This window comes from Actinomyces sp. HMSC075C01, from assembly GCF_001812965.1.
GTDB lineage: Bacteria > Actinomycetota > Actinomycetes > Actinomycetales > Actinomycetaceae > Actinomyces > Actinomyces acetigenes.
Window position 1 is genome coordinate 76,719 of record NZ_KV811028.1, and the last position, 19,827, is coordinate 96,545.

Annotated in this window: 14 protein-coding genes and 1 pseudogene; 8 read left to right on the forward strand and 7 right to left on the reverse strand. The window is 70.5% G+C overall.

Features of this window, described 5'->3' with window-relative positions; all coding sequences use genetic code 11:
* Positions 1–467 precede the first annotated feature (467 nt).
* A complete protein-coding gene (locus HMPREF2883_RS10700) occupies positions 468–2,813 on the forward strand; it encodes a polyribonucleotide nucleotidyltransferase (RefSeq protein ID WP_070662123.1) in 2,346 nt (781 codons plus the stop codon).
* 185 nt (positions 2,814–2,998) lie between these two features.
* Complete coding sequence (locus HMPREF2883_RS10705; RefSeq protein ID WP_070662296.1) at positions 2,999–4,450, forward strand: M16 family metallopeptidase; 1,452 nt, start codon at positions 2,999–3,001, stop codon at positions 4,448–4,450.
* Here the strand turns inward: HMPREF2883_RS10705 and HMPREF2883_RS10710 are convergent.
* Positions 4,422–5,318 carry an oxidoreductase gene (locus tag HMPREF2883_RS10710; protein ID WP_070662126.1) on the reverse strand — a complete coding sequence of 299 codons (897 nt, stop codon included), beginning with the start codon at positions 5,316–5,318 and terminating at the stop codon, positions 4,422–4,424. The genes HMPREF2883_RS10705 and HMPREF2883_RS10710 overlap by 29 nt on opposite strands.
* 122 nt (positions 5,319–5,440) lie before the next feature.
* Here HMPREF2883_RS10710 and HMPREF2883_RS10715 point away from each other — a divergent pair, with 122 nt between their 5' ends.
* Together HMPREF2883_RS10715 and HMPREF2883_RS14345 are read left to right on the forward strand one after the other, a co-directional pair.
* Entirely contained in the window at positions 5,441–6,118 is a 678-nt protein-coding gene (locus HMPREF2883_RS10715; RefSeq protein ID WP_070662129.1) for a TetR/AcrR family transcriptional regulator, read from the forward strand.
* A 110-nt stretch (positions 6,119–6,228) separates the two neighbouring features.
* Positions 6,229–7,195, forward strand: a pseudogene (locus HMPREF2883_RS14345) (IS481 family transposase).
* On the opposite strand, the gene HMPREF2883_RS10720 reads toward HMPREF2883_RS14345, so the two are convergent.
* Both HMPREF2883_RS10720 and HMPREF2883_RS10725 read right to left on the reverse strand, forming a co-directional pair.
* Positions 7,192–7,677, reverse strand: a complete 486-nt coding sequence (locus HMPREF2883_RS10720; RefSeq protein WP_256277446.1) for a YbhB/YbcL family Raf kinase inhibitor-like protein — start codon at positions 7,675–7,677, stop codon at positions 7,192–7,194. The pseudogene HMPREF2883_RS14345 and the gene HMPREF2883_RS10720 overlap by 4 nt on opposite strands.
* Before the next feature lie 315 nt (positions 7,678–7,992).
* Positions 7,993–8,421, reverse strand: a complete 429-nt coding sequence (locus HMPREF2883_RS10725; RefSeq protein WP_070662132.1) for a MarR family winged helix-turn-helix transcriptional regulator — start codon at positions 8,419–8,421, stop codon at positions 7,993–7,995.
* Between the two features lie 148 nt (positions 8,422–8,569).
* Between HMPREF2883_RS10725 and dapB the strand changes: the two genes are divergently transcribed.
* Positions 8,570–9,322, forward strand: coding sequence for a 4-hydroxy-tetrahydrodipicolinate reductase (dapB, locus tag HMPREF2883_RS10730; protein WP_070662135.1), 753 nt, complete (start codon positions 8,570–8,572; stop codon positions 9,320–9,322).
* 50 nt (positions 9,323–9,372) lie between these two features.
* Here the strand turns inward: dapB and HMPREF2883_RS10735 are convergent, their stop codons facing one another.
* Complete coding sequence (locus HMPREF2883_RS10735) at positions 9,373–10,119, reverse strand: GNAT family N-acetyltransferase (RefSeq protein ID WP_070662138.1); 747 nt, start codon at positions 10,117–10,119, stop codon at positions 9,373–9,375.
* 313 nt (positions 10,120–10,432) lie between these two features.
* On the opposite strand from HMPREF2883_RS10735, the gene dapA reads away from it, so the two are divergent.
* Both dapA and HMPREF2883_RS10745 read left to right on the forward strand, forming a co-directional pair.
* On the forward strand, positions 10,433–11,329 hold the full coding sequence (gene dapA, locus HMPREF2883_RS10740; RefSeq protein WP_070662140.1) for a 4-hydroxy-tetrahydrodipicolinate synthase: 897 nt from the start codon (positions 10,433–10,435) through the stop codon (positions 11,327–11,329).
* Between the two features lie 22 nt (positions 11,330–11,351).
* A complete protein-coding gene (locus HMPREF2883_RS10745) occupies positions 11,352–11,798 on the forward strand; it encodes a pyrimidine dimer DNA glycosylase/endonuclease V (protein WP_081381610.1) in 447 nt (148 codons plus the stop codon).
* 39 nt (positions 11,799–11,837) lie between these two features.
* Here the strand turns inward: HMPREF2883_RS10745 and HMPREF2883_RS10750 are convergent, their stop codons facing one another.
* The 3 genes from HMPREF2883_RS10750 to HMPREF2883_RS10760 all read right to left on the reverse strand — a co-directional run bounded on the left by HMPREF2883_RS10750 (position 11,838) and on the right by HMPREF2883_RS10760 (position 18,380).
* Complete coding sequence (locus HMPREF2883_RS10750) at positions 11,838–13,619, reverse strand: AMP-binding protein (protein ID WP_070662143.1); 1,782 nt, start codon at positions 13,617–13,619, stop codon at positions 11,838–11,840.
* A 75-nt stretch (positions 13,620–13,694) separates the two neighbouring features.
* Complete coding sequence (locus HMPREF2883_RS10755) at positions 13,695–15,611, reverse strand: AMP-binding protein (RefSeq protein WP_070662146.1); 1,917 nt, start codon at positions 15,609–15,611, stop codon at positions 13,695–13,697.
* A gap of 159 nt (positions 15,612–15,770) precedes the next feature.
* Positions 15,771–18,380: a HelD family protein gene (locus tag HMPREF2883_RS10760; RefSeq protein WP_070662148.1), complete on the reverse strand. Its 2,610-nt coding sequence runs from the start codon at positions 18,378–18,380 to the stop codon at positions 15,771–15,773.
* 486 nt (positions 18,381–18,866) lie between these two features.
* On the opposite strand from HMPREF2883_RS10760, the gene HMPREF2883_RS10765 reads away from it, so the two are divergent.
* Positions 18,867–19,805, forward strand: a complete 939-nt coding sequence (locus HMPREF2883_RS10765; protein WP_070662151.1) for a PAC2 family protein — start codon at positions 18,867–18,869, stop codon at positions 19,803–19,805.
* The last annotated feature ends 22 nt before the right edge of the window (positions 19,806–19,827 follow it).

Sequence of the window (19,827 nt, forward strand, 5' to 3'; positions counted from 1 at the left end):
GCCTTCGTCCGCGCTCATAAGCAGTGAGGCGGAGAGTGCCTTGATGTCCTCTCGGGGCGCGGGGCGCGTGCCCGCTTCGTCTTGCCGCTGGCCACCGCTTTGTCACGATCAGGCGAGGCCGATTCGGGAAGTCATCAGTTGCGCGCGTCCCATCTCACGCGGCACCCGGCGGCGCTGATCGGCATCATGAGGCCGCGCACGATAGAATCTGCGCGGCTGTGCCCTCGTGTACTGGCCGGCTCATTGATGCTCTCCCAGCGTGCGAGCCGGCCAGGAGTACGCAGGTGGCGCAGTCCGCCCCTGGGAAGAGACCCGGGGAGCGGCCGGCCCCGTCGGTTTTCGGTGGTGGCCTCCGGAACCGCGCTCGCGCCGTTGGATCATGGAGATCTGCGTGTGGCAGGACTCGGCTCCGTGGGCCTCGATCGAAGGCCACGGACCCGGCACGACGATCGCGAGAAAGAGACTTCATGTTCATTGACGACCCCGAGGTCACCGCCGCCGAGGCAGTGATCGACAACGGCTCCTTCGGCAAGCGAGTGGTGCGCTTCGAGACGGGCCGCCTGGCCAAGCAGGCCGCTGGAAGCGCCATGGCCTACCTCGACGGTGAGACCGTCGTCCTGTCCGCCACCACCGTGGGCAAGCACCCCAAGGACCAGTTCGACTTCTTCCCCCTGACTGTGGATGTCGAGGAGCGTCAGTACGCCGCCGGCCGTATCCCCGGCTCCTTCTTCCGCCGTGAGGGCCGCGCCGGCACCTCCGCCATCCTGGCCTGCCGCCTCATCGACCGTCCGCTGCGCCCCTCCTTCGTCAAGGGCCTGCGCAATGAGGTCCAGGTCGTTGAGACCGTGCTGGCCATCCACCCCGACGACGACTACGACGTCCTGGCCATCAACGCCGCCTCCATGTCCACCCAGATCGCCGGCCTGCCCTTCTCCGGGCCCGTGGCCGGTACCCGCCTGGCCCTCATCGACGGGCACTGGGTGGCCTTCCCCCGCTACTCCGAGCAGCAGCGCGCCACCTTCCAGATGGTGGTGGCCGGCCGCGTCCTGGAGTCCGGCGACGTCGCCATCATGATGGTCGAGGCCGGCGCCACCGAGCACTCCTGGGAGCTCATCAACGCCGGGGCCGTGGCCCCCACCGAGGCCGTCGTCGCCGAGGGCCTGGAGGCCGCCAAGCCCCACATCAAAGCCCTGTGCGAGGCCCAGCTCGAGGTCGCCCATCACGCCTCGAAGCCCACCGCCGAGTTCCCCCTCTACCTGGACTACACCGACGAGCAGTACGACGCCGTCGAGAAGGCCGCCGAGGCCCACGGCCTGGCCGCCGCCATCGCCACCGAGGGCAAGCAGGCCCGCGACCTGGCCACCGACGCCGTGCGCGACGAGGTCCTGGCCGAGCTCGCCGAGTCCTTCCCCACCGAGGAGGACACCAAGGCCCTCAAGGCCGCCTTCCGCTCCGTGACCAAGAAGATCGTGCGCCACCGCACCCTCACCGAGGGTGTGCGCATGGACGGGCGCGGCCTGAAGGACATCCGCACCCTGGCTGCCGAGGTCGAGGTCCTGCCCCGCGTGCACGGCTCGGCCATCTTCGAGCGCGGCGAGACCCAGATCCTGGGCGTGACCACCCTCAACATGCTGCGCATGGAGCAGCAGGTGGACGACCTCTCCCCGGTCACCCACAAGCGCTACATGCACAACTACAACTTCCCGCCCTTCTCCACCGGTGAGACCGGCCGCGTGGGCGCCCCCAAGCGCCGCGAGATTGGCCACGGCAACCTGGCCGAGCGGGCCCTCGTGCCGGTCCTCCCCACCCGCGAGGACTTCCCCTACGCGATCCGCCAGGTCTCCGAGGCCCTAGGCTCCAACGGCTCGACCTCCATGGGCTCGGTGTGCGCCTCCACCCTGTCCCTGCTCAACGCCGGTGTGCCGCTGCGCGCGCCCGTGGCCGGTATCGCCATGGGCCTCATGCACGAGGTCATCGACGGCGAGACCAAATGGGCCACCCTCACCGACATCCTCGGCTCCGAGGACGCCTTCGGGGACATGGACTTCAAGGTCGCCGGAACCCGTGACTTCATCACGGCCCTCCAGCTGGACACCAAGCTCGACGGCCTGCCCTCCGAGGTGCTGGCCGGCGCGCTCGGCCAGGCCCGTGACGCCCGCCTGTTCATCCTCGACGTCCTGGCCCAGGCCATCGACGCCCCCGACGAGATGGCCCCCACGGCCCCGCGCGTCCTGGCCGTGCGCATCCCGGTGGACAAGATCGGTGAGGTCATCGGCCCCAAGGGCAAGATGATCAACCAGATCCAGGAAGACACCGGCGCGGACCTGACGGTCGAGGACGACGGCACCGTCTACATCGGCGCCTCCGACGGCCCCTCGGCCGAGGCCGCCCGCGACGCCGTCAACGCCATCGCCAACCCGCAGATGCCCGAGATCGGCGAGCGCTTCGTGGGCACCGTGGTCAAGACCACGACCTTCGGCGCCTTCGTCTCGCTGACCCCCGGCAAGGACGGACTGCTCCACATCTCCCAGATCCGCCGGCTCGTCGGCGGCAAGCGCGTGGAGAACGTCGAGGACGTCCTCAACGTGGGGGACAAGGTCCAGGTCGAGCTGGCCGAGATCGACCAGCGCGGCAAGCTGAGCCTGCACGCGGTCCTCACCGACGAGCAGCTCGCCGCCGAGGCCGAGGGCAAGGCCTCCCGTGAGGGTGGCCCGCGCCGCGAGGCCAAGAACGAGGACGGCGAGCAGCCGCGCCGTGAGCGCCGTCCGCGCCGTCGCCGCATGCGCAGCGCCGAGTCCTCCGAGGAGGAGTGAGCCCCGTTCAGCGGCCCTAGCCCACTGACGCATCTCTCCGGTGTCCCCGTTCGGTCCTCTGGGCCGGGCGGGGACACCGCCGTCATCGGGGCAGGGCGTTCGCTGCGCGCGGCAGGGCGCGGCCGGGTGCGGGAACGACAGTGGGCCCGCTAGCCCGCTAGTCTTCGCGGGTGACCAACCCAGACATGCGAGCCGGCTCAACTCGGCCGGCGGCCTCTCAGCCCTCCTCGACCCCCGCGACCGGGCAGTCCTCGAGCCCGACCGACTACGCCGAGGTGGATCTCGGGCGCGGGCGGCCCGGCCGTGACGGCACCGAGCTGACCCTGCACGATGACGGTGCGCTCACTCGCCGCTCCGTCCTGCCCGGTGGGGTGCGCGTCATCACCGAGTCCGTGCCGGGGCTGCGCTCGGCCTCGATCGGCATGTGGTTCGGTGTCGGCAGCCGTGACGAGGTGCCCGGTCAGGAGGGCTCCACCCACTTCCTGGAGCACCTGCTGTTCAAGGGCACCGCCACGCGCGACGCCCACGACATCGCCGAGGCCTTCGACATGATCGGCGGGGAGTCCAACGCCGCCACCTCCAAGGAGCACACCTCCTACTACGCCCGCGTGCTCGCCCCGGACTCCATGTCGGCCCTCGACGTGCTCGCCGACATGGTGACCTCCTCCCTCCTGGAGCCCACCGACGTCGAGACCGAGCGCGGCGTCATCGTCTCCGAGCTCGCCGACGCCGCCGACGACCCCGCCGACGTCGCCCAGGAGGCCTTCGCCCGCGCCGCCTTCGGTGAGGACACACCACTGGGCCGACCCATCGGCGGCACCAACGAGACCGTCACCGCGGTGCCGCGCGACGCCGTGTGGGAGCACTACAAGCGCACCTACGCCTCCGACACCCTCGTGGTGGCCGCCGCCGGCGCCGTCGACCACGACGAGGTCTGCGAGCGGGTCCTGGCCGACCTGGCCACGGCCGGCTGGGACGCCTCGCCCGACGCCGCCCCGCGCGAGCGCCGCTTCGAGATCGAGCCCTTCGCGCCCCTGGACGTCCACGACATCACCGTCCCGCGCGAGAGCGAGCAGAGCCACCTGTACCTGACCTGCCAGGGCATCGCCGTGCGCGACGAGCGGCGCTGGGCCATGAGCGTGCTCACCACCATCCTGGGCGGTGGCATGTCCTCACGCCTGTTCCAGGAGGTGCGCGAGAAGCGGGGCCTGGCCTACACCACCTACGCCTTCGACACCTCCTACGCCGGTGCCGGAGCCTTCGGGCTCTACGCGGGCTGCGCCCCCGGTGACGTCGACGAGGTGTGCGCCGTCATGATCGGCGAGTTCGAGAAGCTTGCCGAGCGCGGCGTCACCGAGCGGGAGATGATGCGTGCCCGTGGTCAGCTGCGCGGGGCCATGGTGCTTGGGGGAGAGGACTCCCTGGCGCGCATGGGTCGCCTGGGGCGGGCCGAGGTCGTCAACGGGCGCCTGCGCTCCATGGGGGAGAACCTGCGCCGCCTGGAGGCCGTCACCCCTGAGGAGGTCCGGGAGATGGCCGCCTGGCTGGTGGAGCAGAAGCGCGCCCGCATCCTCGTCGGCCCCGGTACTACGTGGGTAGGTGTGCGGCTCAGCGAGGGACACCCATCGCGGCACTGATGAGTCGGTCGAAGGCGCGGTCGGGCAGGACCCGGCGCGCGGCGATGAGAGGCTTGGCCATGAAGCCCACGGCGTAGCGGGTCCGGGGGTGACGGGCGGTGACGATCTTGCCGATGGTACGGGCGATGACCTCCGGCGGGGAGTTGCGCCGCTGGTATGCCTCCCCACGCATGGAGTTGGCCACGGCCCGGATCTGATCGGCGTAGGCACTGCCCTCGGCCGTGGCTTCCAGGTGGTCGGCGGCGATCGACGACCACTCGGTGCGGATGCCGCCGGGCTCGACCACGACGACGTCGATCCCAAAGGGGCGCAGCTCCATGCGCAGGGCGTCGCTCAGGGCCTCGACGGCGTACTTGGTGGCGTGGTACCAGCCGCCCAGTGGCGTGGTCAGCTTCCCGCCCATGGAGGAGATGTTGATGATGGTGCCCGAGCCCTGGGTGCGCATGTGCGGGGTGATGAGCTGGGTGAGGCGCCCCAGACCGAAGACGTTGACCTCGAACTGGCGGCGGGCCTCGTCGATCGGGACGTCCTCGATGGCCCCGTAGGAGCCGTAGCCGGCGTTGTTGACCAGGACGTCGATGCGGCCGGTCTCCTCCAGGATGCGGTTGACACCGGCGCTCATGGAGGCGTCGTCGGTCACGTCCATGGCCAGCGGGCGGATGCCATCGGCGGTCAGGGCCTGGAGACGGTCGGTACGGCGGGCCGCGCCGTAGACGATATAGCCCAGTGCCTGGAGCTTGCGGGCGGTGTCCTCACCGATGCCGGAGGAGGCGCCGGTGACGAGGGCGGTGCGGGTCGCACCGTGGTCTGCTGAGCCGGCAGGAGAGCTCTTGGTGGCGGTGGCTTGGTCGGGCGTGGCGGTGGTCATCGTCTGAGGTGTCCTCTCGTTAACATGAATCGTCGTTCAGGTACTATCATGAATGCGGATTCATGTTTGTGCAAGTGAGATGCTCGGCACGATATCGGGCAGGCCTGAGGAAGGGGAGAAGGATGGCTCGGGTGATCCATGATGCGGTCGATCGGGACGGAGCGGTGATGGAGACGAGTGGTGCGACGTCGGAGCGCTCGGCACGGCGTGCCGACGCGGTGCGCAACCGGACCGCCATCCTGGAGGCCGCTAAGCGGCTGGTCGCCGAGCAGGGCACTGAGGTCGCCATGGGGGAGATCGCTCGGGTGGCCGGCGTGGCCGTGGGTACGCTCTACCGGCACTTCCCCAACAAGGCGGACCTGCTTGCGGCGGTCGTCAACGAGTACGTCGAGGCCCTGGCCGATGACGCTCAAAGCGCCTGGGAACGCGTCGAGGCCGGCTGGTCCGATGCCGACCAGGAGCTCCTGGGCTTCTTGGAGCGGGCGCTGGAGATGATCGCCCGCAGCCACGCCGCCAAGAGTGTTGCTCGGGCGCTGGGTGCGGAGGTGGAGTACGCAGAGCCGGAGACTCGCGCCACCGAGGCGCTGGAGCGCCTCATCGAGGCGGGGCGCTCCAGCGGCCGGCTGCGACGCGACCTCACCGTCTCCGACCTCTACATCCTCATGGTCTTCTACCCCGGCGACGGCTCGGTCGAGGTCCGGCGGCGCTGGCTCGAGCTCATCCGCCCCGGTCTGCTGGGGTGTGCGAGCTCTGACTTCCAGGGGGCTGAGAGGTCGGAGGGTGTGAGAAATCCCGGTTGAACCGTTCTCTAGGTGTACTTCCTTGGGAGGTTGTGAACGGGGCTGAGGTTGTGTGAAGGCCTCCGGCAGGATGTGGGTTGACACGCTCGCATCACTGACCGGAGGCCTTCATGACCCACGCTAACGCACCGCTGACCCCTGAGGGGCGTCGTCGTCTTGCCCGTCTGGTGGTGGAAGAAGGCTGGCCTGTGCGCCGGGTGGCCGAACGCTTCCAGGTCTCGCCGGCCAGCCCCTGGAGGACCGCTCCTGGAGCCCCCACCACAGCCCAGGACGGCTGGCAAGGCGCACTGAGCGGCGCATCATCGCCTTGAGGTTCAACCGCCGGTGGGGGCCCCACCGCATCGCCTACCACCTGGGCCTGGCACGCTCCACTGTGGGGCGCGTTCTGGCCTGGTACAGCATGCCCCGCCTGACCGAGGTGGATCAGGCCACCGGGCTGGTGGTGCGCCGCCCGGTGCCGGTGCGCTATGAGAAGACCAGTCCCGGGGAGCTGGTCCATCTCGATATCAAGAAGCTTGGCCGCGTCCCCGACGGCGGGGGCTGGCGCGCTCACGGACGGGGCTCAGCGCCCGCCCTGGCCGCGGACCGCGCCAAGACCCGCACCCGCCGTCGGGGCGGCCCGGTGGGAGGCTATCGGTACATCCACCACGCGATAGACGACTACTCGCGTGTGGTCTACTCCGAGATCCTCGATGATGAGCGCAAGCAGACCGCTGCCGGGTTCTTTCAGCGCGCCAACGCGTTCTTTGAGGACCTGGGCGTCACCGTCCAGGCTGTCATGACCGATAACGGGGCCTGCTACCGCTCACGGGACTTTAACCAGGTCCTGTCCGCAGCCGCGGCGTCAAGCACCGCTACACCCGCCCCTACCGGCCCCAGACCAACGGCAAGGTCGAGCGCTTTAACCGTACTCTGGCCCTCGAGTGGGCCTACGCCCACACCTACACCAGCCAGACCCAGCGCGAGGCCGCCTACCAGACCTGGCTCCACCACTACAACCACCACCGACCCCACACCGCCCTGGACGGCCAAACCCCCGCCAACCGCGTTCACAACCTCACAGGGAAGTACACCTAGGCCGGGGCGGCCGTTGCCATGAGGTGACCGCGGGCCAGCGTGTGGGTACTGATGGTGAAGCCGAGCATCTCCGGAGTGGTGGTGCCCGACTCTGGCAGTTGCTCGATGTCGAGAGCGGTTACGGTGAAGTAGTACCGATGCGGTGAGTCGCCCTTGGGCGGGGCCGCGCCCAGGTAGCGGGGCATGCCGGCATCGTTGGGGATCTGAACCGCTCCGGGGGGAAGCAGCGTCGAGTTGGCGTCACCCGCACCTGCCGGCAGTGTGGTGGTAGTGGCTGGGAGGCCGTGCACCGCCCAGTGCCAGAACCCGGAGCCGGTCGGTGCGTCAATGTCATACATGGTGACGACATAGCTCTTGGTTCCCTTGGGTCCGGGGCTCCACTGCAACTGGGGCGACTGGTCCTGTCCGTTCGGGACCCCGAAGATGCCTGACATCTGGGCTCGGGGCAGAGCCGCCCCGTCCGTGAGGGTCTGGCTGCTCACAGACAGGCTCGGCACCTTCGGTAGCCTCTTGTAAGGATCTTCCGGTGCTGAGGCTGCTGAAGCACTTGCCGGTGACGTTGCTGCCGTGGAGGTGGATGTATCAGTGGTGGAGATGGGGGAGCAGGCGGTGCAGCACAGGAGTGCTGCACAGCTGATGCTTGCGAGGTACCGCCACCTGCTCCCCGGCTGTGTGGTGAGGGTGCTGGTGAGTGTCCGTCGGTTCGAGGTGTGCTGACGCGGTGATGAAGTGAGGTTGGTGGGCATGCCGTCAACCTAACCACCCTGTATCTCTATATGGACATTCTGTCTCAGTATTCAGTCATAGAGTGTGGCTGCCGCACGAATCCGCTCCAGAGCGGCCAGAAGGTCGTCAACCTTGGTCGGTGCGGCTGCGTCCTGGAGTGACCGCTCCAGGGCGCGGACTCTCTCGTCGGCTGTCGCCAGGCTGCTTCCCCCTCGGTCGCTCAGTCGTAGGACGAGCGCCCTGCCGCCGTGTGGGGATGGCTGAGAGGTGATGAACTCCGCCTCCCTGAGCCGTCTGACGGTCTGACTCATGGCCTGCTGGGAGATGTTGCAGTCCCGCGCCAGCTGGGTGGTTGTGGCCTCCCCGGAGTGTCGCAGCATGAGCAGGGCGTTGTACTGGGCCTTGGTCAGCCCACTGTCAAGGACCGCCCGATCCTTGGCGCTCTGGCTGGCCTCCGCCGTGAGTCGCAGATGTGCAAGAAGTCGGTCCATGGGGCTCATGCCCTAAGAATGACATGTACTTGTATCAAAACAAGTAATTGTGAATAAGTGTGGCGGGACTCTCACTTGTGGTTTTGAGTCGGCACTTGCATGCAGTTGGTTCTGCGCCGTCGCGTTTGATGTGCACGTCAGTCGCTAGGGTGGGGTTATGACGATTCGCGTAGCTGTTGTGGGCGCCGCCGGGCGCATGGGATCGACCGTCTGCAAGGCGGTGGAAGACGCCGAGGGCCTTGAGCTCGTGGCCCGCCTGGACGTGGGGGACGCCCTCGACGCCGAGCACCTGGTGGGCGCCGACGTCGCCGTCGACTTCACCGTCCCCAGTGTCACCGAGGCCAACGTCCACGCCCTGCTCGACGCCGGAGTGGACGTCGTCGTGGGCACCACCGGCTGGAACGAGGAGTCCTACGGGCGCGTCCGCGAGCACCTGGCCCGCCCCGAGGCCGCCGGCCGCAGCGTCCTCATCGCCCCCAACTTCGCCCTGTCCGCCGTGCTGGCCATGAGCTTCGCCGCGAAGGCCGCCCCCTACTTCGAGTCCGCCGAGGTCATCGAGCTCCACCACCCCAACAAGGTCGACGCGCCCTCGGGCACCGCGGTCGCCACCGCCCAGGGCATTGCCGAGGCCCGCGCCGAGGCGGGCCTGGGCGCCATGCCGGACGCCACCCAGGCAGACCCCGACGGCGCTCGCGGGGCGGTGGTCGATGGCGTGCACGTCCACGCCGTGCGCCTGCGGGGGCTGACCGCCCACGAGGAGGTCGTGCTCGGCAACCCCGGTGAGCAGCTGACCATCCGCACCGACTCCTTCGACCGGGCCTCCTTCATGCCCGGCGTGGTCCTCGCCGTGCGGCAGGTCTCCAGCCGCTCCGGCCTGACCATCGGCCTGGACGCCCTGCTCGACCTCTGAGACGGGGCTGTCGGGAGCCGGTTGGGGCCGGGTAGGGGGCCGGTGAGGTGCTACAGCGAGGCCGCCCAGCAGTCCTCTGTGATGCCCGCACCGACGCCGAGCACCCGGTGCGCCCCGGTGGGCGCCATGCCCACCGAGGACAGGAGCCGGCTGACCGACTGATCCCCGCGCACCGCCCAGGCCACGAGCGCCCTGGCGCCGTCCTGCCGGGCCAGGTCCACGGCCGCCGCCAGGAGCCGGGAGCCGTGCCCGCGGCGCTGACTGGCCGGCTCCACGCCCAGGGCCGTGACCTCCACGGCCCGTACTCCGGACTCGTCGACGTGCCCCTCGGCGTCCATGGACTGGGTGGGGGCCAGGCCCAGCAGACCCACCACCGTCCGGCTCACAGCATCCGCCTGGGCGGTGGTGGCCACCAGGACGTGGTGCTCGGGCGAGGGCGGCTCAGTCACCGCCGCCTCCCAGCCCGCCGCGATGACCGGGGCGGCGATCATCGCCCGCACGCCCTCGGGCAGCGGGGCACTGTGCTCGGCGGTGTGGCCGGCCTCAAGAGAGGCGAGCATGGTGGCGGCCTGGACCTGCCCGATCGCCGTCAGGTCCGCCGCCCTAGCAGGGCGCACGAATCCCCCCGGTGCCTGAGGGTCATCGTGATCATGCAGGTCATGAGTGCCGGGGGAGTGCTGGTGAGGTGCGCGCATGTTCAGATCGGAGCCGAGTCCGGCCAACGGATCAGCGCCCAGAACAGAGGATTCGTCCCGGCTGCCGGAAGGCGAGAAGCTTGCGGGGGTCGAGGAGTCCATGACTCGAGCCTAGGACCTTGTGCATATCGATGTCGGAGGCCCGGGTGCCATGGGCGCAAGGCCTGGAGAACGCTCGGTGGCCAGGCGGGTGGCGGGAAAGTGTCCGAATGGGACGACTTTGACTGGAGCGTTTCACGGAGCCAGATTGCGTTTGTGCAGGTCGGAGGGGTTCCGGCCCAGCAGTGGTGAGGGCCGGAGACTCCAAAGTCGTCCCATTCGGACATAATCGGCCTGTAGTCTGTCCGCTGCTCGCCTATCTGACAGATCGTGAGAACGCATCTTCCGTACGCCCGGCCCGCGTTAGGGTGGCGCCATGAGCGCAGCCCCCTCCCGCAGCTTCGGTTCCGTCGGCGTCGCCATGGTCACCCCCTTCACGCCCAGTGGGGAGGTCGACTTCGACACCGCCCGTGCCCTGGCGGTCAGCCTGGTCGATGACGGCGCCGACCTGATCCTCCTGTCGGGCACCACCGGTGAGTCCCCGACCACTCACACTCCCGAGAAGCAGGAGCTGATCCGTCAGGTCAAGGACGCCCTGGACGGGCGCGCCATGGTCATGGCCGGCGCCGGCTCCAACGACACCGCCCACGCGGTGCGCATCGGCGTGGCCTCCCAGGAGGCCGGCGCCGAGGGCCTGCTCATCAACGCCCCCTACTACAACCGCCCCAGCCAGGAGGGCGTCTACCAGCACATCAACGCCGTCGTGGAGGCCACCGACCTGCCCGTCATGGTCTACGACATCCCCGGGCGCACCGGCGTGAAGATCACCGAGGAGACCCTGGCCCGCCTGGCCGAGAACCCCCGCGTCAAGGCCGTCAAGGACGCCACCGGTGACGTCGAGCAGGGCTTCCGGCGCATGGAGTCCACCGGCCTGGAGTACTACTCCGGCGACGACGGCCTCAACTTCGCCTGGCTCACCCACGGCGCCTCCGGCGTCATCTCCGTGGCCGCCCATGCCGACGCCCACTCCTGGCGCCAGATGATCGGCGCCGTTGACGCCGGGGACCTGGCCAGCGCCCGCACCCTCGCCCGGAGCCTGCGTCCCTTGGTCCACGCCATCATGGGTGGCGGGCAGGGGGCCGTCATGGCCAAGGAGGCCCTGCACCTCCAAGGACGCCTGCCCAGCCCCTCCCTGCGCCTTCCCCTGGTGCGCGCCGAGGAGACCGAGGTCGCCGCCCTGCGTGAGGTCCTGGTCGCCTCCGGGCTGCTCTGAGAACCAGCAGGGCGCGCCCGCGATGCGCATGTGGTCGCTGCACCCGAGCCACCTGGACCGCGCCGGCCTGGTGGCCTGCTGGCGCGAGACACTCCTGGCCCAGGCGGTCCTGGCCGGACGCACCCGCGGCTACCGCAACCACCCCCAGCTCGAGCGCTTCCGCGCCGCCCCTGATCCGGTCACCCCGGCGGTGGCGGTGGGCGCCTACTTGTGGGGGCTGCGTGAGGAGGCCGTTCGGCGCGGCTACCGCTTTGACACCACCCGCATTGACGTCCCTGAGCCGGAGTGCGTCGGCGTCAGCCTGACGGTCACCGAGGGGCAGATGGACCTGGAACGAAGGCACCTTGAGGCCAAGCTGGCCGGGCGCGCCCCCGAGCTCCTGCCCCTGCCGGAGCGGCTTGAAGCGCACCCGATCTTCCGGGTCGTCCCCGGTGACGTGGAGCCCTGGGAGCGGGCACTGACCCCGTAAGACCCGGGCGGGCACAGAGGCGACCGGTACCGCGGCCGCTCAGCCCTCTTCCGTGGCTCCGGCAAGCACCCGCTCGCGCACGACGCGGCGCAGGATCTTGCCGATCTGGGAGCGTGGCATCTCCTTGACGATCTCCAGGCGGTGCGGCAGCGCGTAGCGCGGGACCGTCCGCTCGGCGTGCTCCCGCACCGCCTCCAGGGTCACCGACCCCGGCGCGGTCCCCTCGGCCAGGACCACGGCGGTGCACACGAGCTCGCCCATAGCGCCGTCGGGAAGCCCCACCACGGCGACGTCGGCCACGCCCTCCATCGAACGGATCGCCGCCTCCACCTGACTGGGGTAGACGTTGAAGCCACCGGTGAGGATCAGCTCGCGCTTGCGGTCGGCCATCCACAGGAAGGAGTCCTCCCGGCGCACGATGTCGCCTGTGCGCAGCCACCCGCCCGGCAGGATCGCGGCCTGTGTGGCCGCTTCGTCCTCCCAGTAGCCGGCGAAGACCTGGGGGCCGCGCACCAGCAGCTCGCCCGGCTCGCCGTCGGGAACCTCCCGGTCGGGGTCCGGGTCCTCGGGGTCCACGACGCGCACGTCCGTGGACGGGAAGGGCAGTCCCAGAGCGCCCAGGCGGCGCGAGGGCCCCATGGGCGTGCCCGCGACGATCGGACTCGTCTCGGTCATGCCGTAGCCCTCGACGAAGAAGCCACCGGTCGCCTTCTCCCACCGGGCCCCGACCTCCGGCGGCATCGGGGCCGCCCCGCACACCCCGTAGCGCAGGGTGCCCAGGCTCGTGCCCCGCTTCTGAGCGCCGTCGAGGATCCGCTCGAACATGACCGGCACGCCGACGAAGAAGGTGAAGGGGCGCCGCTCGTGCGCGGCGAGCACCTGATCCACCGAGAACTTCGGCAGCATCACCTGGGTGGCGGCCTTCTGCACCGCGCAGAAGAGGTTGAAGGTCAGCCCGAAGGCGTGGAAGAAGGGCAGCAGGCACAGGAAGTTCTCCCCGCCCTCGTGCAGCATCGGCACCCAGGCGATGGCCTGGTTGGCGTTGGCCCGCAGATTGGTGTGCGTGAGCATCGCCGCCTTAGGTGTGCCGGTCGTCCCGCCGGTGTGCAGCAGGACCGCCACGTCGGAGCCGGCCGGGTAGGGGAAGCGCGAGGGGATCCGGTGAGCGCCGGCCACCTCCTTGTCCCAGGAGCGCACCCCCGCAGGCAGGCTCTGGGCCCGGAAGGCGACCCGCTGCCGGCGGGCCCGCTCCACCGGGAGACGCAGCGCGGCGCGCAGGCGCACCGGCATCGCTGCTGACAGATCCACGCTGAAGACCGTGCGCCCCTGGAGCACGTCGCCGGAGCGCGAACCAGCGGCCGCATCCGTGACGAGATCGATGCCCTTCTCCCACACGATGACGACCCGGGCCCCGTGAGCATCCAGCTGGGAGCGGATCTCCTCGGCGGGCGCCAGCGGATTGTGCTCGGCCACGATCGCACCGATGCGCAGCGCCCCGTAGAGGGCCACGGCGTGCTGCGGACAGTTCGGCATGATGAGGGCCACCCGGTCGCCCCTGTGCACCCCCGAGGTCCGCAGCACCTGCGCCGCGCGCTCCGAGGCCTCCAGCAGCTCGCGGTAGGTCATGGCCGCACCCAGGAAGTCGATGGCGACCCGGTCGGGGTAGAAGCGCGCCGCCGTCTCCAGCAGCTCGCTGAGCGGCGCGTCGGGAACCTCGATCGCCGCGGGGATACCGGGCTGGTAGTGCGGGCGCAGGTAGTGGCGGTGGTCCTGGGCGGCCTGCGGTGGTGAGGCGGCGGCGTTGGTCGTGCTGTCAGTCATGTCTGTGGAGTCGGATCGGGCTGTGGGTGGGAGCAGTCGGGTGATCTGGGACGGCTGCGATCTGAGGGCGCGCCCTCAGCGGGAGGCCACGTTGTCAGGCGGCCCGGCCTTGCCGTCCTGGCCGCCCTCCTGCTGACCGCCGTCCTTGCGCTCACCCCTGCCGGGGAAGTGCTCGACGATGGACACGGCCGCCGCCGTCGCCGCCCCGGAGGCCGCCTCCCGGGCCGCCAGGAGCTCGTCGCGCACCACGCGCCGCAGCACCTTGCCGATCTGGGAGCGGGGCATCTCGGTCAGGATCGCGATCTGGCGCGGCAGGGCGTAGTTGGACAGGTTCTTGGCCGCCCACTCGCGCACCTGCTCCAGGGTGACCGTCTGGCCCTCCTTGGGAAGGATCGCGGCGACGACGGACTCGTTGCCGGCCTCGGCCGGCAACCCGACGACGGCGACGTCCTCGACCTGCGGCATCGAGCGGACCGCTGCCTCCACCTCCGTGGGGTAGATGTTGAAGCCCCCGGAGATGATGAGCTCCTTGCGACGGTCGGCGATGACGTAGAAGCCGTCTGCCTCCTGGCGCACCAGGTCGCCCGTGCGCAGCCAGCCCCCGTCCAGCAGCACCTCGGCGCTCTCCTCGGGGTTGTCCCAGTAGCCGGAGAACACCTGGGGGCCGCGGGCCAGCAGCTCGCCGACCTCCCCGGGGGCCACCTCGCGCTCGACGTCCTCAGGGTCCACCAGGCGCACCTGCGTGGAGGGGTAGGGCACCCCCAGGGTGCCGGGACGACGCGCCGGCGAGATCGGGTTGCCCAGGATGATGGGGGAGGACTCGGTCATTCCGTAGCCCTCGATGATGGTGCCGCCGGTGGCCTCCTCCCAGGCCTGGGCCACCGCCAGCGGGTTGGGGGCCGCCCCGCACACGGCGATCTTGCAGGAGGACAGGTTCGTCCCGGTGGCCCGAGCCCGGGTCACCAGACGGTCGAACATGACCGGCACCCCGGGGAAGAAGGTGGCCGGGCGCCGCTTCCAGGCGGCCAGCACCAGGTCCGCCCCGAACTTGGGCAGCACCACCTGGGTGGCGGCCAGCCCCACCGCGCACAGCAGCGACAGGGACATGCCGAAGGCATGGAAGAAGGGCAGGACGGCGTAGAAGGTCTCCTCGCCCGCGCTCGTGGTGCCAGACGCCCAGGCCAAGGACATCTCGGCGTTGGAGCGCAGGTTCTCATGGGTCAGGCACACAGCCTTGGGCGTGCCCGTCGTCCCGCCGGTGTACAGCAGAGCCGCCGCCTCCGAGACACTCGGCAGTGGGAAGCCCGTGGCCAAGGGGATGGCGGCGGCGGCCAGGTCGTCCCAGGAGCGCACCCCGGCAGGGATCCTGCCGCGCAGCTCGCGGCGCTGAGTGCGGGCGGCGGCCACCGGCAGCCTCAGGGCCAGGCGGCTGCGCAACGGAAGATGACGGGACAGGTCCACCGAGTACACGCTCAGGCCCCCCAGGCCCGCCGCCTCCAGGGAGCCCACCGCCGCCACGAGGCGCTCGAGGGTCTTCTCCCAGGCGATGATGACGCGCCCGCGGTGAATGTGGAACTGCTCGCGCAGCTGGGCGGCGGGCGCCAGCGGGTTGTGCTCGGCCACGATCGCCCCGATGCGCCAGGCCGCGTAGGCCACGACCACGTGCTGAGGGCAGTTGGGAAGAATGACCCCGACGACGTCCCCGCGCCCGACCCCCAGGCCCCGCAGGGCCTCCGCGGCCCGCGCCACCTGGGTCTCCAGCTGGGAGTAGGTGGTGGTGGCGCCCAGGAAGTCCAGGGCCACCCGGTCCGGGAAGTCCCGGGCGGCGTCGCGCAGCATGCAGGACAGGGGCTCGCTGACTGCCGGGATCGTGGAAGGCACCCCGGCCTGCCGGTAGACGGCCTGAAGGACCTCATCGTCAGAGGCGTCCAAGCCGGCCACCGGTGCGGTGTCGTGCGTGAGTGCGGGTGCCGACGTGCGCGAAGCACTCATGGGTCTTCCCCCTTGTCTGTCGTGAGCCTTCCCCTGACAGGGAGGGCCTCGTCCGCCACGGGTGCCGCCCGGTACGACGACGAGAACTCAGGAGCAACCGTAACCTACGGTGGCGTAACCTGCGTGGTTGGTGGCGGTGACGGCCGTGTGCGATCCGGCTCACCGGCCGGAGGAACGCGGCTCCAGGCCCCGGGGCAGAGGCAGACGACTGACCACCCGCAGGCGGCGCGTGGGGCGAGTCATCGCCACGTACAGGTCGCCTGCGCTGCGCTCACCGACGTCAGCCGGGTCCACGAGCACCACGACGTCAAACTCCAGCCCCTTGGACAGCACCGGGTCGACCACCAGCAGCCGCGAGCGCAGCACGTCGCCTCCCGGAGCCTCCATCGCCGCGGCCAGGCCCGGGTCCTCGCGCAGCAGCGCCTCAGTGCGCCCGGGGGAGGGGGAGATGACCGCGATGCGTCCGACGCCGGCACCCACCTGCTCATCCAGGCGGGCCGACTCCTGGGCGACGACCTCACGCAAAAGACTCGCCCAGGCATCGGGCTGGGCGTCCTGAGGGGACTGCGACAGGTCGGTGACCTCCAGACAGCCGGGCAGGTCGCGCACCGAGCGCACCGGGTAGACCGGCGGGTGGCCCAGGTGCGTCACCGTCTGCTCAGCCACCTCCATGATCGTGGCCGGCGTGCGGTAGCAGACGCTGAGCGCCTCCTCGCACAGCGGGGTCGAGCCTGCGCGCGAGCGCCCCGACTGGCGGCCCTGCCGCGAGCGGGAACGGGCCCGGTGACGGGACTGCGACCGGGACCGGCCCTGGGCCTCCGCGGTATCCTCAGCCGACGCCGTCCCCAGGGCGGTGAGCACCTCGCCCCAGCTGCCGGGGGCGTGGGGGCCCGAGTACTGGGCCAGGTCTCCCACCACCGTGAAGGAGCGCACCGGGCAGCGACGTGCCAGCGCCCGCCAGGCCATGGTGCCCAGCTCCTGGGCCTCATCGACGACGACGTGCCCGTAGGTCCACGTCCGATCCGCCCGGGCCCGCTCGGCCAGAGTGAGGGTGGGGCCGCCCTGGGAGACCCGGTCGGCCAGCATCTCGGCACTGACCATCCCGCCGCCCAGCTCCTGGGACTCGATCGCCTGGGCCGCGTAGGCCACCAGGTCCTCGCGGCGGCGGGCCTCCAGGCGGGCGCGCCGGGCCTGGGCGTCCTCACTGGGACCCAGCAGCTCGGCCAGCTCGTCGATGAGCGGGATGTCCGCCGCACTCAGGGCACTTCCCGGCTCACGGTGCAGCAGCGCGCGCTCCTGCTTGCTCAAGGACGGCGCCACCTGCTCCAGGAGGGCGGGCCGGCTCCACAGCCGCTCCAGCAGCCCCTGGGGCGTCGTCGGCATCCAGCACAGGTTGATCTCCCGGCGGGCGTCGCGGGTGGTACGGATATCTTCCCGGATCCAGGCGCGCGTGTCAGCATCCGAGGCGTCCTGGTTCGTGGCCGCCGCGTACTGGTCGGTCAGGCGCTCCAGGAGCCAGATCACGAAGGCCTCACGGGCCAGGTTGTGGGGCTTGCCGCCCCGACGGGCCCGGGAGGCCGCCTCACGCACGTCGTCGGGTCTCAGCGACAGGCGCACACCCTGGACCTCGATCTCACGGGGAGCATCCGGGACGCGCTGCAGGCCCCGCACCGCCCGCTCCAGGGCCTTGACCCACACGGAGCGCCCCTTGAGCTCGGCGACGCGGGCGTCCTCCTGCGCCGTGGCCCGCACCCCGGGAACCAGGTCTCCGATCGTCGTCGAGACCACCCCCGTCTCACCCAGGGAGGGCAGGACCTGCTCCACGTAGCGCAGGAAGGTGCGAGACGGCCCCACCAGGAGCACGCCGGAGCGTTCCAGGCGCTCGCGCTCGGAGTAGAACAGGTAGGCCACCCGGTGCAGCGCCACCGCCGTCTTACCCGTCCCCGGGCCTCCCTGGACCACGAGCACACCGCGTCCCGAGGAGGTGACGACCCGGTCCTGCTCGGCCTGGATCGTGGCCACGATGTCACCCATGCGGCCGTCGCGGGCGCTGGACATCGCGGCGATGAGCGCCCCCTCGCCCTGCAGGTCCCCGGCGGCCACGGCGGCCCCCGACGAGCCGGATGGAGCCTCGCCGGCCTCCAGGGCGGCCAGGTCCAGGACCTCGTCCTCCACCCCGAGCACCTGACGGGCCCGGGTATCGATGTGCCGCCGACGCACCAGCCCCATGGGGCGGGAGGCCGTGGCCTGATAGAAGGCCCGGGCAAGAGGGGCGCGCCAGTCCAGGATCACCTCACGGTGCTGAGCATCCTGCAGACCGATACGGCCCACGTAGTGGCGCCGCCCCCCGTCAGTGACCGGGGAGGAGCCGCCCGTACCCCGGCCGGAGCCGGTGGCGGAGGCCTTCCCCGAGAGCCCCGAGTCCGGCGCGTCATCGGCTGACCCGCTCATGTCCATCCGCCCGAAGACCAGACGGTCCTCGACCCCCTCCAGGGAGGAGACCAGCGACGAGTAGTGCACGGCGTAGGCGTCCCGCTCCCCGCGGGACTGGTGGGTGCCGCTGACGCCCTGGGCCTCGGTGCGGGCAAGGGAGTGACGGGCCTGAGCCAGCTGACGGTCCAGTTCGCTGTAGGCGAGGTCAACGACAACCTGCTCACCGCGCATCTCGCGCTCGCGGACACTGCCCGCATCTTCCTCCACCCGCGACGGCGCCTCCTGGTGGGAGTGCGGTGGGCGAGAGGGGATCGTCTGACTCACAAGGCCTCGCATCGGTTCTGGTTCTGGCCGGCAGGCACGTGGGGCGCGCTGGTCGGCTCTGGTTGACGCTGACGGGTACTGGGGTCGGTGATGGCTTCAGTACGGTCGACCCATTATTCTCCTGCTGACGCCCCGACGGGGACGCCGAGGGCGAACAAGGCGCCCGAACCCGGCGTGGGCGGGAACATCGACAATCCAGACGGTGTTGGCAGGAGTGCCCAGGACGCTAACCGCTGTTCCCGGGCACTCACCCGGACGAATCCTGATAAAACGCCGAATCGTGTCACTGAGCCGAGGTCACTCGACATCGCTCGACCAGGAAGCGACTCAGACGGGATCGCACCGGGCGCTGAACCCAGACCATGCTGAGACCATTGCACGACACGGACACGCCCTCCCCGGCGCCGTCGGTCTCGTTCGCCCGTCAGGGCGGGCGAGCGCACCGACGGGCCGATGCTGCGGGAGGATGAATCAGACCAGACAGGAGGAGACGGGCTTGTGAGACCACTGTTCACCATCCAGCACCCCGCGGATCAGCCGATCTCCCCGAGGGTCCTCATCCACCACTTCGAGGGCGCCATGGACGCGGGCAACGCCGGCGCCCTGGCCGTCGACCAGCTGCTCATGACGCTTCCCAGCGAGCGTGTCGCCACCTTCGACATCGACGCCCTCGTGGACTACCGCGCCAGGCGCCCCACGATGACCTTCGTCCACAACAACTACTCCTCAGTCATCATGCCCGAGCTGGTCCTGGACCTCCTCCATGACGACGACGGCGAGGACGTCCTCCTGCTCCACGGCAGCGAGCCGGACTACCGCTGGGACGAGTTCGTCGGAGCCGTGGCCCACCTGGCGGTCTCCATGGGCGTGAGCCAGGCCGTCGGCATGAGCGGCATCCCCATGGCCGTGCCCCACACGCGCCCGACCTACGTCCACCACCACGGCAGCCAGCCCGACCTGCTGCCCAACCAGCCCGAGCTCTTCGGGCACGTTGAGCTGCCCGGGTCGATGTCGGCCTACCTCGAGCTGCGTCTGGGTGAGCTGGGCCTGGACTCCCGTGGAGTCTCGGCCGCGATCCCGCACTACGTGGCCCGCGACGAGTTCCCGCAGGGGGCCTCGGCGCTGCTGACCGCCATCGTGCAGGCCACCGGCCTGGCACTGCCGGTGGGGGACCTCGAGGCCGCCGCCAGCATCAACCGCGCCGAGATCAACGCCGAGGCTGCCCAGCAGCCGGAGGTCAGCGCCGTCGTCTCCGCCCTGGAGGCCCAGTACGACGCCATGGCCCCCAGGATCGCCATCGATGAGGTCGACACCTCCGCGCCGATCCTCAACCTGCCCAGCGCCGAGGAGATCGGTGCCCGCCTGGAGGCCTTCCTGGAGGCCAACGACTCCGGGGACCTGGGGCCCCAGGGCTGGAACCTCGGCCGCGGGGGCTGAACAGTACTGGGCGGTGCGGGGA

Coding starts and splice junctions, on each gene's coding strand:
- HMPREF2883_RS10700 (WP_070662123.1), top strand. CDS start 468: ATGTTCATTGACGACCCCGAGGTCACCGCCGCCGAGGCAGTGATCGAC.
- HMPREF2883_RS10725 (WP_070662132.1), bottom strand. CDS start 8,421: ATGAGCCCCATGGACCGACTTCTTGCACATCTGCGACTCACGGCGGAG.
- HMPREF2883_RS10745 (WP_081381610.1), top strand. CDS start 11,352: ATGCGCATGTGGTCGCTGCACCCGAGCCACCTGGACCGCGCCGGCCTG.
- HMPREF2883_RS10755 (WP_070662146.1), bottom strand. CDS start 15,611: ATGAGTGCTTCGCGCACGTCGGCACCCGCACTCACGCACGACACCGCA.
- HMPREF2883_RS10760 (WP_070662148.1), bottom strand. CDS start 18,380: ATGCGAGGCCTTGTGAGTCAGACGATCCCCTCTCGCCCACCGCACTCC.
- HMPREF2883_RS10750 (WP_070662143.1), bottom strand. CDS start 13,619: ATGACTGACAGCACGACCAACGCCGCCGCCTCACCACCGCAGGCCGCC.
- HMPREF2883_RS10735 (WP_070662138.1), bottom strand. CDS start 10,119: ATGGACTCCTCGACCCCCGCAAGCTTCTCGCCTTCCGGCAGCCGGGAC.
- HMPREF2883_RS10705 (WP_070662296.1), top strand. CDS start 2,999: ATGCGAGCCGGCTCAACTCGGCCGGCGGCCTCTCAGCCCTCCTCGACC.
- HMPREF2883_RS10710 (WP_070662126.1), bottom strand. CDS start 5,318: ATGACCACCGCCACGCCCGACCAAGCCACCGCCACCAAGAGCTCTCCT.
- HMPREF2883_RS10715 (WP_070662129.1), top strand. CDS start 5,441: ATGGCTCGGGTGATCCATGATGCGGTCGATCGGGACGGAGCGGTGATG.
- dapA (WP_070662140.1), top strand. CDS start 10,433: ATGAGCGCAGCCCCCTCCCGCAGCTTCGGTTCCGTCGGCGTCGCCATG.
- dapB (WP_070662135.1), top strand. CDS start 8,570: ATGACGATTCGCGTAGCTGTTGTGGGCGCCGCCGGGCGCATGGGATCG.